This window comes from Vibrio litoralis DSM 17657, assembly GCF_000426765.1.
Lineage (GTDB): Bacteria > Pseudomonadota > Gammaproteobacteria > Enterobacterales > Vibrionaceae > Vibrio > Vibrio litoralis.
This window is the reverse complement of record NZ_AUFZ01000017.1, coordinates 256,380-270,831: the sequence shown is the minus strand read 5'-3', so window position 1 is coordinate 270,831 and position 14,452 is coordinate 256,380. Positions and strand designations below refer to the sequence as shown.

General features: G+C 41.9%; 16 protein-coding genes. 9 read left to right on the top strand and 7 right to left on the bottom strand.

All coding sequences use genetic code 11. The features are described 5' to 3' along the window. Nucleotides 1–313 precede the first annotated feature (313 nt). Nucleotides 314–997: a hypothetical protein gene (locus K358_RS0106735; RefSeq protein WP_211232235.1), complete on the top strand. Its 684-nt coding sequence runs from the start codon at nt 314–316 to the stop codon at nt 995–997. Nucleotides 998–1,587: 590 nt separating this feature from the next. Here K358_RS0106735 and K358_RS0106730 read toward each other — a convergent pair. Further along, a complete protein-coding gene (locus K358_RS0106730) occupies nt 1,588–1,827 on the bottom strand; it encodes a TIGR02647 family protein (RefSeq protein WP_027696101.1) in 240 nt (79 codons plus the stop codon). Between the two features lie 286 nt (nt 1,828–2,113). On the opposite strand from K358_RS0106730, the gene K358_RS0106725 reads away from it, so the two are divergent. The 4 genes from K358_RS0106725 (at nt 2,114) to K358_RS0106710 (ending at nt 5,564) form a co-directional block, all read left to right on the top strand. Continuing rightward, nucleotides 2,114–3,022: a manganese-dependent inorganic pyrophosphatase gene (locus K358_RS0106725; protein WP_027696100.1), complete on the top strand. Its 909-nt coding sequence runs from the start codon at nt 2,114–2,116 to the stop codon at nt 3,020–3,022. 78 nt (nt 3,023–3,100) lie between these two features. Beyond that, entirely contained in the window at nt 3,101–3,490 is a 390-nt protein-coding gene (locus K358_RS0106720) for a DUF2750 domain-containing protein (protein WP_027696099.1), read from the top strand. A 168-nt stretch (nt 3,491–3,658) separates the two neighbouring features. Beyond that, nucleotides 3,659–5,068 carry an SLC13 family permease gene (locus tag K358_RS0106715; RefSeq protein WP_027696098.1) on the top strand — a complete coding sequence of 470 codons (1,410 nt, stop codon included), beginning with the start codon at nt 3,659–3,661 and terminating at the stop codon, nt 5,066–5,068. A 10-nt stretch (nt 5,069–5,078) separates the two neighbouring features. Further along, nucleotides 5,079–5,564, top strand: a complete 486-nt coding sequence (locus tag K358_RS0106710; RefSeq protein WP_027696097.1) for a response regulator — start codon at nt 5,079–5,081, stop codon at nt 5,562–5,564. 69 nt (nt 5,565–5,633) lie between these two features. Here K358_RS0106710 and K358_RS0106705 read toward each other — a convergent pair whose 3' ends face one another. The 6 genes from K358_RS0106705 to pspF are packed head-to-tail and all read right to left on the bottom strand — an operon-like array spanning nt 5,634 to nt 12,010. Beyond that, a complete protein-coding gene (locus K358_RS0106705) occupies nt 5,634–6,422 on the bottom strand; it encodes a peptide ABC transporter ATP-binding protein (protein ID WP_027696096.1) in 789 nt (262 codons plus the stop codon). Then, entirely contained in the window at nt 6,419–7,450 is a 1,032-nt protein-coding gene (locus K358_RS0106700; RefSeq protein ID WP_027696095.1) for a peptide ABC transporter ATP-binding protein, read from the bottom strand. The genes K358_RS0106705 and K358_RS0106700 overlap by 4 nt, the downstream gene beginning before the upstream one ends. Next, nucleotides 7,450–8,337, bottom strand: a complete 888-nt coding sequence (locus K358_RS0106695) for an ABC transporter permease subunit (RefSeq protein WP_027696094.1) — start codon at nt 8,335–8,337, stop codon at nt 7,450–7,452. The genes K358_RS0106700 and K358_RS0106695 overlap by 1 nt, the downstream gene beginning before the upstream one ends. Beyond that, nucleotides 8,324–9,286 (bottom strand): ABC transporter permease, encoded by a 963-nt coding sequence (locus tag K358_RS0106690; RefSeq protein WP_027696093.1) that lies wholly within the window; start codon nt 9,284–9,286, stop codon nt 8,324–8,326. Before K358_RS0106690 ends, K358_RS0106695 begins: the two co-directional genes overlap by 14 nt. Further along, nucleotides 9,286–10,908, bottom strand: a complete 1,623-nt coding sequence (locus tag K358_RS0106685; protein WP_038149913.1) for an ABC transporter substrate-binding protein — start codon at nt 10,906–10,908, stop codon at nt 9,286–9,288. The genes K358_RS0106690 and K358_RS0106685 overlap by 1 nt, the downstream gene beginning before the upstream one ends. Nucleotides 10,909–10,933: 25 nt before the next feature. Further along, the gene (gene pspF, locus K358_RS0106680) at nt 10,934–12,010 is read right to left on the bottom strand and encodes a phage shock protein operon transcriptional activator (RefSeq protein ID WP_027696091.1); all 1,077 of its coding nucleotides are present in this window, start codon (nt 12,008–12,010) and stop codon (nt 10,934–10,936) included. A 187-nt stretch (nt 12,011–12,197) separates the two neighbouring features. On the opposite strand from pspF, the gene pspA reads away from it, so the two are divergent. From pspA to K358_RS0106660, 4 genes are all read left to right on the top strand, one after another. Continuing rightward, nucleotides 12,198–12,863 carry a phage shock protein PspA gene (gene pspA, locus K358_RS0106675; RefSeq protein ID WP_027696090.1) on the top strand — a complete coding sequence of 222 codons (666 nt, stop codon included), beginning with the start codon at nt 12,198–12,200 and terminating at the stop codon, nt 12,861–12,863. A gap of 37 nt (nt 12,864–12,900) precedes the next feature. Further along, nucleotides 12,901–13,131: an envelope stress response membrane protein PspB gene (pspB, locus tag K358_RS0106670; protein WP_027696089.1), complete on the top strand. Its 231-nt coding sequence runs from the start codon at nt 12,901–12,903 to the stop codon at nt 13,129–13,131. Between the two features lie 4 nt (nt 13,132–13,135). Next, nucleotides 13,136–13,525, top strand: a complete 390-nt coding sequence (pspC, locus tag K358_RS0106665) for an envelope stress response membrane protein PspC (protein WP_027696088.1) — start codon at nt 13,136–13,138, stop codon at nt 13,523–13,525. 237 nt (nt 13,526–13,762) lie between these two features. After that, on the top strand, nt 13,763–14,350 hold the full coding sequence (locus K358_RS0106660; RefSeq protein WP_027696087.1) for a DNA-3-methyladenine glycosylase I: 588 nt from the start codon (nt 13,763–13,765) through the stop codon (nt 14,348–14,350). Nucleotides 14,351–14,452 lie beyond the last annotated feature (102 nt).

The window sequence follows — 14,452 nt, the reverse complement described above, 5'->3', positions numbered from 1 at the left end:
AGCACTTTAAAATTATCCGTCATTCTGAACCGCGAGGCACGAGCGTGATTCAGAATCTCCTACCATATGTTACTCATTTAAAGTTCACACGCCTGCAATTATGGATGAGTTCTCAATCGCTAACTAAGCGGATTATGTCCGTATATCATATCGGTTAATTATGAGATAAGTTTGATTTTACGAATCAATTTAGATGTTTAGCTTGTTGGATGAAAAAATGAGTGGAATGATAGATGAAAAGGTTATAGGGATTTTTTCCATCTATTAATTTGTTATGCGACTAACTATTAAATAAGGGTTTTGAATGAGATTCGTGAAAATTTTATCAGTGATGCTTTTTACTTCGATAATGTTCGGGTGTTCGACGGTAAATTATAATTATGAAGCAAAGGTTAATTACTTTTCTAAGCCTGCACTAAACGAAGTTGTAGAAGTCTATGTTGGTGATTACATGATAGATCAAGGTAAATCTGTGACACTGGACTTCCTTATCTTAAATAGAACAATTGATGGGACACTCTACGATATACATAAAGGCTCATATTCACGTGTTGGTGAGTATAAAGGTTCATCATATTTTTCTCCAACAACAAGTAAAGGGCAACCAATATCCTATGCTGTTGGGTTGGTCGATACACCTGTGGCTCTTCATATTAATAATAAAAACGAACTATGTGTTACTTCTGTTTCTTATCAAGCTGCCGCATGTTATGAAGGGAGTTTTGAAATAAAAGAAAAAACGGTCGTCGATAGCCAAGCATTTCAGCAAACGCTTATATATAACGGTTCTGTAGATAAAAAAATAAATATATCTTATCGTGAATTTTCTAATGATTCAGCAAGAAGTGCATTCACTAATAATGTTGAATATGACATGAAAAAATCTAAAATCATAAATTACAAAGGTGCCCGCATTGAAGTTGTTAGCTATGACAATACTTCAATAAAATTTAGAGTAATAAAGCACTTTCGTGATGACCGAACAATGGAATTATAAATTAAAAGTCGCATAACAAATAAGGTTAAGTATCGCGCAGTCGACACCTTCTATGGGGGGTGAATAAGCTCGAAGCTACTTATTATTGTAAATTGGTCGATGTTAGTTTTCGGTAGATATTGTATTATTTTTTTCTTTATATAAGATTAAAATGCAATATTATCAAGTGGTTGGTTGCTATTTTTTTTGTTTTTTTGATTGGTTCTTCTTTATTGAGTAGTAGCCATTATCCCTATATTTTAGTCTTTCGGCTAACTTGTTCGACTGATCCCAACGGACGACATAACACTCACGCAGCACCCCTTCCCAACCTTCCCTTGGCTGTGATTTCAACTACCAAGTTTACCATTGCTGGCAATGGGAAGGAGTTGTTTCACTGATGTGGTTAAGTAAGCGCTCAACTCACGATATTCGCTACAGCGCGTTGTAATTCAAATTGCGGTAGGAGATCCTGAACTGCGTTCGTGCCTCACTTTTCAGGATGACAGGTTGATATTGTTTCGTTGAAACACAAAAAAAGCAGAGCCCCTTAAATGAGATACTCTGCCATTGTAAAAGTTTTGATTAAAGCGTTTAGGAAAACCGAATCTTTACGCCTTAGAAGACAACACATTCAGCACTTTCAATGCGTGCTCGGCAAGTTCAATCCCTTCGCTTGTTAGGTAGCCACCGTCCGGTAGGGTACATAGATTCTTATCAAACAAACTTTTAACGGCTTGTTGTAGCTCTGGTGCTGCATCGTTATGTACTTTGATGCCAGTTTGTAGGCTAGTTGGATCGAATTGAAGTAGTAGGTTGAGTTCAGCAATATGGTCTGCAGTAAATTTCATCGTGATTCCTTACCTTTAAAATAATCTTATAAACACAATAGGTTGCATTTATCAGATTTGGCAAGCAATAAACCATGGTTTTGATGTCTTGTTCACCTTTAGTTGGATTAACTGCTGATAAATGCCGCAAAAACAATAGGGTCAATACTTTGGTGAAAGGTTGACGCTGAATAAATTACTACTTGAGCAATGACAAATTTTGAAAATCAGGTAAAGTAGCGGGCAAAATATTTCTGCTGAATAGCTGGAAGAATCCTGAGTATAAATAGTCGTAATAGGAAAACACATGATCCAAGTAGTCGGTCACAAAAACCCAGATAGTGATAGCATTTGTAGTGCATTGGTTGCCACTGAGCTTTTAAAAGCCCGTGGTCTTGAAGCGAAACCAGTTCGTCAAGGCGAATTAAACCGTGAAACTCAATACATTCTTGAGCAAGCGGGTCTTGAGCAACCTGAAATGTGTACCGGTGTTGCAGGCGAAAAAGTTTGGTTAGTGGATTACACTGATGTTTCTCAAGCACCAGATGACATTGCTGAAGCAGAAATCGTTGGTATCGTCGATCACCACCGTCTAGGCGATGTGATGACAGTAAACCCACTGGAAGCTTGGATCTGGCCTGTTGGCTGTACTTGTACGATTTTGTTCAACCTATTCAAAATGGAAGAAACAAAAATCGAGAAGCCTTATGCGATTCTTATGATGTCTGCGATTTTATCTGACACAGTAGGCTTTGCTTCTCCAACTTGTACGCCAAAAGATGAAGCAGCAGTGAAAGAGCTAGCGGAAATCGCGGGTATCGACAACCTAGACGAATTCATCAAGAACTTGCTGATTGCTAAAACCGACATCGAAGGTCTAAGCGCAGCAGAGCTTGTTGAGAAAGATTTAAAAGCATACCCATTCAATGGTCGTGATGTAGTAGTAGGCCAAGTAGAGCTTGCGACAATGGAACAAGTTGACGGTATGATTGATGACTTGAACGCCGACCTTGAGCGTCGTTGTCAAGAAGACGGTCTAGCATTTGCCGCGCTTATGCTAACGGATATCACTACGAGCACCACTGAGCTACTATTCAAAGGTGAGTGGTCTGCTAAGCTTGAGAAACACGTTAAAGACGGTTCTTTAACCATGGAAAACACCTTAAGCCGTAAGAAGCAAGGTTGGCCGTGGCTGCAAACTGAGCTGGCTAAGTAATCTACTTACTAGTGATGTTCGATAAAGATTAATTAAGAGGCGGGTTTGAACTCGCCTTTTTTACATTAGGAGAAAATTATGTCTCAAGTATTAGATGCCGCAGCGATCGAAACGATTAATGCCTACGATAGCGAAAAGCGTTTTAGCTACTGCATTAAAGAAGTGGTTGCCAACCGTCAGATCTGGATCTTGGTTGATGAAGACGGCTGCGTGATGCTCAACACCGAAGATGAAGATTGTGTACCAGTCTGGCCAAATCAAGAATTTGCTCAAGCATGGGCGAATGGTGATTGGGAAAACTGTAAGCCAGAAGCGATTTCACTTAATAAGTGGCACAGCCGTTGGACTACTGGTTTAGAAGATGATGAATTATCGGTAGTAGTATTTCCCAATGCAGAGCAAGAGGGCGTGATTGTCTTCCCTGATGAGTTTGATTTTGAGTTAAAGAAACAAGCTCAAAAGCGCTAACATAACTCGTTATATAGAAATGAAAGGTAGCCGAGAAGCTGCCTTTTTTGCATCTAGTCACAGATTGAATAACGCAAAGCGAATAACGTACAAATCATTGATCTAGTTCTATATTAAGAACACATAGCCGATAGATGATGGATAGACCTTACCAATAGAGTAAAGACTATGCGTTTGAATCTTCGCTATTTATTACCAATTATGATCCCTTTGATCATCTTATTCCTACCTCTGTCTGCTTTCCCATTTGAAGGCATGACCATTATTCAGCAACGCGTCGCAGCGATATTTCTATTTGCGGCACTGAGTTGGATACTAGAACCAATTCCAATCTACGCCACTTCGGTTGCGATTATCTGTTTTGAATTATTGCTGATTTCCGATAAAGCTATTGTGTGGTTTACCGGTCAGCAAGCAGCGGAACATTACGGCGTTATATTGAATCACACCGATATTATGGCGACCTTTGCCAATCCCATTATTATGCTGTTTCTCGGTGGATTCTTTCTGGCGATTGCAGCAACCAAATACCGTTTAGACATTAACCTTGCCCGAGTGCTTTTGAAGCCTTTTGGCGACCAGCCTCGCTTTATGATTCTAGGCTTAATGTTGATTACTGCAATGTTCTCGATGTTTATGTCCAATACTGCAACTACCGCAATGATGTTGTCGATTCTGGCTCCAGTAATGGTGTTATTGAAACCGGATGATCCGAGCCGTACTGCGTTTGCGTTGTGTATTCCGCTTGCGGCAAATATTGGTGGGATAGGGACGCCAATCGGCACGCCACCCAATGCGATTGCATTGAAGTATTTGCAATCGACGACCACAATTTCTTTTGGTGAATGGATGGCGTTTGCGGTGCCGTTTGTGGTTGTGTTAATGGCGATTGCATGGACGCTGATTTTGGTGTTATTTCCAGCCAAGCAACGCAGCATTACGCTGGATATCAAAGGTAAGTTCCTCAAAACACCTCAAGCAATTATCGTGTATGTCACCTTTATTTTAACGATTGGGCTATGGCTGATGGGTAGTAGTCATGGCATGAATTCATACACAGTAGCTATGATCCCAGTCACGGTATTTTTAGTGACCGGAATTATCACCAAAGAAGACTTAAAGAAGATTTCATGGGATGTACTGTGGCTAGTTTCAGGTGGTATAGCACTTGGTCTTGCCCTAGATAAAAGTGGCTTAGCCGCATTGGTGGTGTACAGCATTCCGTTTGGGGAATTCTCACCTTATGTCGTGCTAGGTGGCGCAGCATTGTTGAGTTTATTGATGGCGAATTTTATGTCGAATACCGCCACCGCCAACTTACTTATGCCAATTATGGCGGCGTTAGGTGCCACGATGGCAAGTTTAGATGTGCTCGGTGGTCAAGCCATGCTGATCTTAGTTGTCACTTTTGCCGCTTCGCTTGGTATGGCTTTGCCCATTAGTACGCCACCCAATGCGCTGGCTCATGCCACGGGACACATTAAAACTCAGCATATGGCTAAAGTTGGGGTGATTATCGGCTTGGTCGGTGTGACTCTAAGTTTTGTATTGGTAGCGGTTTTAAATTTAATTTATTAGTGAGATGAAAATGGACAGATTTACAATTATTTGTGTCGATGATCAACCGGAGATGCTATTTCAATTAGCGCATGATTTAGCTGAGTTTTCTGATTGGGTGAAAATCAAAATTTGCTCAGATGCTCAAAGTGCGCAAGAGAGTTTAGAGAAGCTTGATCAAGATGGTCGCTATGCTTGCGTGGTGTTATCGGATCAAAATATGCCAGGGCAGAATGGTGTTGATTGGCTGCAAAGTCTCGCCAAAGACCGACGCTTTCGTCATACCAAGAAAGTGATGTTATCTCAGCGTCCTACACATCAAGTGTTTATTGATGCGATTAATCTCGCACATGTGGATAGGTTCTTTATCAAACCTTGGGATCAAGAAGAGCTAGTCCATGAAGTACGAGTTCTATTAACCGAATATGTTTTTGATAAAGGTATTGATTACGCACCTTTGCAACAACACCTAGATCAAGATACGGTGCGGAAATTTTTACGTGGGGTCACTTTTTAGGGTTCTTGCTTTATTATTAAGTGCTTTCCTTCTTGCCTAAGCAGTCGCTCAAGGCAAGAGGGAAGTCTCTTATTTCAAATGACTAGGTGTTTTATGGAAGTGGTTTTCAATTAACTTCTGGCTAATAATGTGTTGTGGCTTGGCAATCACTTGTTGAGTGTCTCCCGACTCCACCACTTTTCCTTCGTGCATCACCATTAATTTGTCGGTGATGTGCTTTACCACACCAATATGTTGAGAAACATACACAAACGACAAGCCCATTTCTTCTTGCAGTTCTAAGAACAAGTTAATGATCTGTGAGCGCATCGCCATATCAAGCCCGTTAAGCGCCTCATCCGCGACAATTACCGAAGGTTGAAGTACCAGAGCTCTTGCAAGACAAACACGTTGTTTTTGGCCTGTGGCGAGCATTTGCGGGTAGAAGTAGGCATGCTCTGGCAATAAACCCACGCGGATCAGCGTTTCTTTTACACGATGAGTCCGCGCTTCTGGTGACATTTGCGTATTACGCTTAAGCGGTTCTTCCAATATTCGACCAATTTGAATGCGAGGATTCAACGAGGTGTTTGGATCTTGGAATATCATTCGAATCAGTTTACAGCGGGTAGAATAGTCTTTATCAAACATCTGCTCGCCATTGACGAAAATTTTGCCGTGGCTTGGTTCGGTAACCCCAGCGAGCATTTTCGCCAGTGTCGATTTACCTGAGCCATTTTGCCCGATAATGCCTAAAGTTTGCCCCGGCTCTAGGGTAAATGAAATTGGTTTAACCGCTTGGTGAACACGCTTACGAAAAAAACCGGAGCGCGTGACAAAGTTTTTCGATAAATCGATGACTTCTAATAACGCACTCATACATGTTTCTCCGTTTTCGCTTTCTTCTCTAGCGTTGAGCGTTTTTCCATATTAAGCGGGAAATGACAGCTGAACTTGTGGTTCTTGATTTTCTTTCTTACCGGTACGTGAACACACTTAGTTTGCGCGTACGGACAACGAGGACCAAGACGGCAACCAATCGGTAAATGCTGTAACGGTGGGATTGAACCCGGTAGAGAAGGCAAGCGACTCTTATGAGGGATCCATTCATTAAAATCTGGCATCGCATGCAATAGCGCTACGGTGTAAGGATGTTTCGGCTCAGTCAAAATATGTTTGGTATTGGCCGATTCAACCGATTGACCACAATACATCACCGTAATGCGAGTTGCCCATTGAGTGATGGTTGTAAGATCGTGTCCTATCAACATGATAGTGGTGTTATTGACCTGATTTAAACGACTTAACAATCTCAATATTTGTGACTGAGTAATCGGGTCAAGATCATTGGTTGGTTCATCGGCGATAAGTAGCTTAGGCTTGGAAGCAATCGCCATTGCAATCATGATTTTCTGACATTGACCATCGGTTAACTCGTATGGGTAACAGCCCATGATTTGGCGGTGATCTTTAATCCCTACCTTATGAAGTAGTGCTTTTGCCAGTTTGTGACGCCAGTGCCAGCGTTGCCACCATTTGCCTTCAAATGATGATGAAGGAATCGACTCACGTAGCTGGTGGCCAATTTGTTCTGATGGATCGAGACAACTACTCGGCTCTTGGAAAATCACCGCAATATCACGAGCAATCACACGGCGACGCTCTTTCGGTGTGAGCTGTAGAAGGTCGATACTACCAAGGCGCATCCGGTCGGCTGAGACTTTCCAGGTATCTTTGGTTAACCCTACAATGGCTTTGGCGACTAGGCTTTTACCTGAGCCAGATTCACCTACTAAACCGCGAATTTCACCTTCATTTAAAGTCAGGCTCATACGTTCAACTGCTTTTACGGTGCCGTGTGGCGTTTCGATTTCAATGGTTAAATTGCGAATATCGAGTAATGGCATTATTCGGTCCCCGCGCTGAGTGAATGACGTACGCCCTCACCGACTAAATTGATAATGATGACCGAGAACATAATAAATAAACCTGGTAGTGTCACTGTCCATGGCGCGAGATAAATCAAATCCACTGAATCACCAAGCATGGTTCCCCATTCAGGAGTAGGGGCTTGAGCGCCCAGTTCTAAAAAGCCTAGTGCACTAATATCTAGAATCGCCATTGAGGCTGCGAGCGTCATTTCTGCGGCAATTACGGTAGATAAGTTCGGTAAGATAGAGCTCCACAATAAGTGAAAGTTATTCGCGCCATCTAAACGTGCGGCAATGTTGTAGTCTTTTTCCATCTCTGCATTGACCGCAATATAGACCGAGCGAATAAAGCGGGGGATAAGTGCTAAGCAAATCGCCAAGAGAATATTAAATTCGCCAGTACCAAGAAATGCTACAAAGATAATCGCCAGCAAGATCGATGGAATTGACATTACGGTATCAAGTAGGTGGTTCAAGGTACTTGATAACAAACCTTTGGTCATGCCAGCAAAAATACCGATAGTACAACCGATAAGAGTGGCGATTAGCATAATTAATAGGCCAGAACCAAAGGTCAATTGCGTACCAATAATCAAGCGAGAAAGAATATCGCGGCCAATATCATCGGTACCGAGAAAGTATTCAACACTGCCTTCTGGGTTCCATGAAGGTGGCTGTAAACGGTGTACGCTTTGCATCAAAGGATCATGCGGCGCCAACCACTGAGCGCCAATGGTGACCAGCAATAAAATAACGAAGCACCATAAGCCAAACATCGCAAGGCTGTTTGCTCGGTAGCTGCGCCAAAAGCGTTCAAATTGACCGGGAATACGGTCTTCTTGATAGATGTTATTTGACAGCATACCACTGCTTCCTTACCAAAGGGTTAACCATTGCGCCAATCAGATCAGACAGAATGTTGACGAGTAAAACGAAGGTCGCGACGGTAATAACGCCTGCTTGAATTGAAACATAATCTTTATCAGCCAAAGCATCGAGTAACCAACGACCAATTCCCGGCCAGTTAAAGATGGACTCGGTAATAATCGCATAGGTCAGCATAGTAGAAAGTTGCACGCCGACTTTAGGGATAATCGGCGGAATGGCATTACGTAATACATGCTGGAAGATAATTTCATAAGTTGATAGACCACGGATACGCGCCGCGCGAATGTAGTTTTGCTTACGTACTTCAGCCACTGATGAACGCATTAAGCGAATCACTTCGGTGGTCGGTGCCAGCGCTAATACCATACATGGTAGAAGTAGGTGCATTATCACGCTATGAATTAACTCTAGACGATTTGCTTCATCGGTTATAAAAGCATCAATCGTGGCAAACCCGGTGATATAAGGTACTTCGAGTAATAAATCATGTCGTCCTGAAACGGGCGTGTAACCTAGGTTCAAAGAAAAGAACATGATCATCATTAGCGCAATCCAGAAAATCGGAATGGAATAACCGACCATCGAAGTAAATGAGATAAAGGTATCTACCCATTTACCCTGACGCATTCCGGCAATTGTGCCAATCGGAATACCAATGATCAGCGAGATGATCATGGCAAAAAAGCACAATTCTAAAGTAGCAGGAAACACCAACTTGATTTCGTCAATAATCGGGTCGCCGTGCAAATTAACGCCAAGGTTGAATTGGCTCAATTGGCCTAAGTAAGTGAACCAACCTTGAAAGAAATCTTGAATGGCCCATGGCGAAAGAGGGTCTAGACGTAAAATGCTATAGCCAATGAGCGTTAAAATTAACAAGGTAATGATGAATAAGTTTATGCGGCGCAGGGTGTAAAACAGCATTATTTTTCCCTTACAACGTGTTCAAAGCTACCCGAATTAAAAGGGTTTAATACAAAGCCACTTAATGAGCTGTGATGTACTTGATATTGTACGCCATGAGCGATTGGAATTATCGGTAATTCTTGAGTGAGCATAGTTTGCGCTTGATGATATAAGTTTAACCGGTGACGAGTTTGCTCGCTTTCACGTGCTAACGTCAATAAAAAATCAAAATCAGCGTCACACCACATTGAAATATTTAAGCTGGCTCGTTGTGCCTCACAAGATAATTGAGGTCTCAATAAGCTATCTGGTTCGCCAGTATTGGCGGCCCAACCAGTAAGAACTAAATCAGTATTCGGTTGCTGAGTGAGTTTATCTCGTCGACCAAACTTTTCGGTTAAGATCGAAAGTGTCACTCCAATATCAGCAAAATTGGCCCGAAGTAATTCCGCGGTTTTGTGCGGATTGGGGTTATAAGATTGTGCCGCCAGTGGGACCCACATGGTGAGCGTCAATCCATCCTCAAAACCAGCTTGTTTCAATAAGGCTTTTGCGTATTGGCGATCATAACGAATTTGAACGCTGTTGTCTTGATATGCCCATGAATCTGAGGGTAATAATGAGGTGGCGATGTAACCTTGACCAAAATAGACTGCATCAATAATGTTTTTTCGGTTTATCGCAAAACTTAATGCCTGACGAACGCGAACATCATTAAGTGCAAAATGTTGTGTGTTTAATGCCACAAAAGCGACATTCATGGCTTGGCTAACGTTAGAGCGAATGTCAGTGTTCTTGCTGATCAGAGCCAGTTGGCTGGTGATAGGGTCAGTCATAACATCGCATTCTTGAGTCAATAATTTTGCGAGTGAGCCGGTTCCTCGGTGACCAAAATCAAACACTACTTGCTGCATTTTAGCGGGGTGATGCCAGTAGTTCGCGTGTTTGGTTAAGCGAATTAATTGATTATATTGAGATGTTTCTAATTGAAATGGTCCAGTTCCAATCGGAAGTTCATCAAATTGTGACTTCTCATCTATGGCGGCAAGTTGATGAGCATATTCCTGAGAGTGAATCGCAGCAAAAACGGTTGAGATGTTATCGAGAAATGTATTGTCAGGGTGAGAAAGGGTAAATTGAACGTGTTGTTCATCAATTGCCTTAACATCTTTCACTAGGCGAGAAAAACCGATGCTCTGAAACCAAGGGTAGTGGCCACCGTTGATATAATGATAAGGATTCGATGAATCAATAATACGCTTAAAGCTAAACACAACATCGTCGGCATTCATTGGGCGAGAAGGCTGAAACCAAGAGGTTTGATGAAATTGAACATCAGGTCGCAAGGTAAATATGTATTGAGTTTTGTCCTCATTGACTTGCCATTGGGTCGCTAAGTTGGGCTTAGGTTTAAAACTTATTGGATCGAGTGTGAGTAGGGAGTCGAACAGTTGAGGACCAATCGATTTAATATTATCGCCACCATCGGAAAGCTGCGGGTTCAAAAATTGCGGGTGAGTAGTGCCGCAATAGACAAAACCATTCATTCGAGCTTGTTGGCTTTTTTCGGCATCATTACACCCAGCGAGCATTAAAGCCGCAAATAGTGACGGTAACAAATAGCGTAATGACTTCGGCATTGAATTTTTCCCTAAATTCTAATAGCTAATCTTGTTGATCTTTTCCTATCATGTCGTATTTCCTGAGCATTCCCCTAAATTGATGGTAGCTCAAGCCTAAAAGTTTAGCCGCATTTCTTTGGTGGTACTTCGCTTGCTTTAAACTCTGCTTCAATAGCTGAATATCTTGCTCTTGTTGCCATTGTTTATAGTCTAGCGGTAACGCTAAAGTGTTTTCTGAATGAGTGACTGGTGCGGTGTTTGTGTTAACACTGGTGACGGTGTCACTTTTTATTTCGCTCGATGAGGTAAGTGACGAAGCAGTTGGTGAAATTTCTGGATTTGAATTAATGATGGGAGATTGAAAAGGATTAAACTCAATCTCATCGATTTTACCTACTTGGGTTCCATGGCGATAGACCGCACGCTCAACGACATTCTTCAGTTCTCGAACATTACCTGGCCAAGCATAAGCACATAGTTTATTTAAGACTCTGGTACTAAATCCGGTAAATAATGGCAAACTGAGCTCTTGGCACATTTGAATTGCGTAGTGCTCAGCTAGTAGCGGAATGTCTTCTAGGCGTTGCCTTAGTGGCGGAAGGTGAATAACATCAAAGGCTAAGCGATCTAATAAATCGGCGCGGAATAAACCTTGTTGTGCCATTTGCGGTAAATCTGCGTTGGTTGCACATACTAGACGAACATTGGCTTGCAAGGTTTTATGACCGCCGACGCGTTCATATTCGCCATATTCAATCACTCTTAATAATTTTTCTTGTACCGAGAATGGCGCAGTCGCCAGCTCATCTAAAAACAAAGTACCACTTTCTGCCCGTTCAAATCGTCCTTTGTGTTGGCCTTTAGAGCCGGTAAAAGAGCCTGACTCATGACCAAATAATTCTGAATCAATTAAGCCTTCGCTGAGTGCCGAGCAGTTTAAGCTGATTAAAGGATACTGCCAGCGCTTGGACAAGTAATGCAGTCGCTGAGCAATGAGTTCTTTGCCAGTTCCTCTCTCACCAACAATAAGAATAGGGCGCTCAATCGCGGCAAGTTGCGATGTTTTATCTAGAGCTGCAAGAAAAGCGGCAGATTGTCCGATGATATTTTGTGCTTTCATGAACACCCTCAACGATGTTGGTTTAATTTACCAATAATTAGCTAAAATAGTCACTTTATGCAAGCGATTTTAAAGGTTGTGAATTATTTTTATTTAATATCAGCAGGTTAAAAGTTGGCACGTTTCATGTATTAGTGTTGGGTAAGTATAGAATCTATTACACCGACACATTAAGAAGGAATCGAACATGGGTATTTTTTCTCGTTTTGCCGACATCGTTAATTCAAATATCAGTTCTCTATTAGATAAAGCGGAAGATCCTGAAAAAATGATCCGCCTTATCATTCAAGAAATGGAAGACACACTGGTTGAAGTAAGAACTCATTCTGCGAAAGCGTTAGCCGATAACAAAGAGCTGACTCGTCGCATTGAGTTTCTTGAAGAGCAAGTTGAAGATTGGAAAAACAAAGCGTCTTTAGCGATTCAAAAGCAGCGTGAAGATCTTGCACGTGGCGCGTTAATTGAAAAACAGAAAGCCGAAGAACAGCTTAAAAACTTACGCAATGAAAAAACACTACTTGCTGAGTCTATTGAAAAGTTAGCCGGAGAAATCAGCAAGCTCGAAACTAAGATTGTTGAAACTCGCGCTAAGCAGAAATCCATAGTGATGCGTCGCCAAGCCGCAGGTCATCGTCGTGATATCAAAAAGCAATTGCACACCGGTAAAACGGAAGAAGCAATGTCTAAGTTTGAGCAATACGAACGTAAAATTGATGAACTAGAAGCTGAAGCGGATAGTTATGATTTAGGTGAAAAAGGCAAAGACCTGAATCAAGAGTTTGCTGAGTTGCAGGCAGATGATGAAATTGAACAAGAGCTAGAAAAGCTTAAGAAAAGTCTGCAAGATAAGTAATGTTGACTATTTTAATAACAATAATTAGGAGCCGTTCATGAGCAGCTTTTTCGTGGCACCGCTGATTGTATTTTTAATTTTTGTTGCGCCGTTGTGGTTGCTACTTCATTACCGTAGTAAGCGTAAAGTGGCACACGGTTTGTCGAGCGATGAGCTTGAACAGCTAAAGTCGCTAGCTGAGCGAGCGGAAAGCGTGCAGCAACGTGTCAAAACGTTAGAAAAAATCTTAGACGCTGAGGCGCCAAATTGGAGGCGTGACCATGGCTAAAGGAATGGATAGAGAAGCGTTATACCGCGAGCCTAAGAATGGTAAATTAGCTGGTGTGTGTGCCGGGTTAGGTCGTTACTTTGGTATGGAAGCCTGGTGGGTACGGATTATTGCAGTGTCAGCTTTCTTACTCGGTGGTGGGATTTTAGTGCTGTTCGCTTACTTCGGCCTATGGTTGATGCTAGAAAAGCGCCCAGATAATTTAACCGCCGCAGATGAGTTCGATTTTGACCATACCATCAAGAGTAAGCCTTGGCAGACCGGGCAACTACCAGCGGAACTATTGGCCGACCTCGATAAAGAGTATGCGCTATTAGAAAATAAAATTCGTGATATGGAAGCCTATGTTACTTCTGATGCTTACAAGGTTAATAAAGAATTCAGTAAGTTATAGTTTTTAATACACGTGTTATATCTATACCCAAAGTAATTGGAGTTGCAGTGAGGCGACAAGTGAATGAGACCCATGAGCATAGCTCGCCTATGTGATTGGGCGAAAGAACGCTGTCAACAAAGCTGCAGCTTCAAGTACAAAGGGTATACTTTAAATTGATCAATATTAAAATTCCCACCTCTGATTCAGCTATGCTGTGTCAGAGGTTTTTTTTCGACTAACTAATTGGAAAGTTATATGACACAGCAAGTGGATACAACATGTGGTTGGGCAATCAAGCATGACAACGAGCGCGAATATCACGATCAAGAGTGGGGCGTACCAGTGTTCGATGACACTAAGCTATTTGAATTTATTTGTTTAGAAGGTGCACAGGCGGGGTTGAGCTGGCGAACCATTTTAAATAAACGAGCAGGTTATAAAGCCGCGTTTGAAGATTTTGATATTGAAAAGCTGAGCCAGTATGACGAAACACGCGTGTCATACATTATTGATAACTTTGATGTCGTTAAACATAAAGGAAAAATCGCCTCTGTGTATTCCAATGCTCGAGCGGCCAAAGCACTGCAAAAAGAATATGGCTCATTAAGTAACGCGCTGTGGCAGTTTGTCGATGGTGAGCCAGTTCAAAATGGTTGGACAGATATGTCTCAAGTTCCAGCGGTGACCGAACAATCAAAAGCGATGAGTAAATTTTTAAAGAAAAACGGCTTTAAATTTATGGGTGAGACAATTTGCTATGCTTTCATGCAGGCGGTTGGAATGGTTAATGATCATGTTGTCGATTGTCCATGTTATAGCAAGTGCCAAAAGTGGAAAAAATAAAACAACTGCCCCGCTTATGGTTTGCTCGTAACTATTTGCTTGGTAAATGAAAAGCTCGTTTTTTTAGTTTATTATTTAAACGGAAATCTGCAGTTTTGTGCG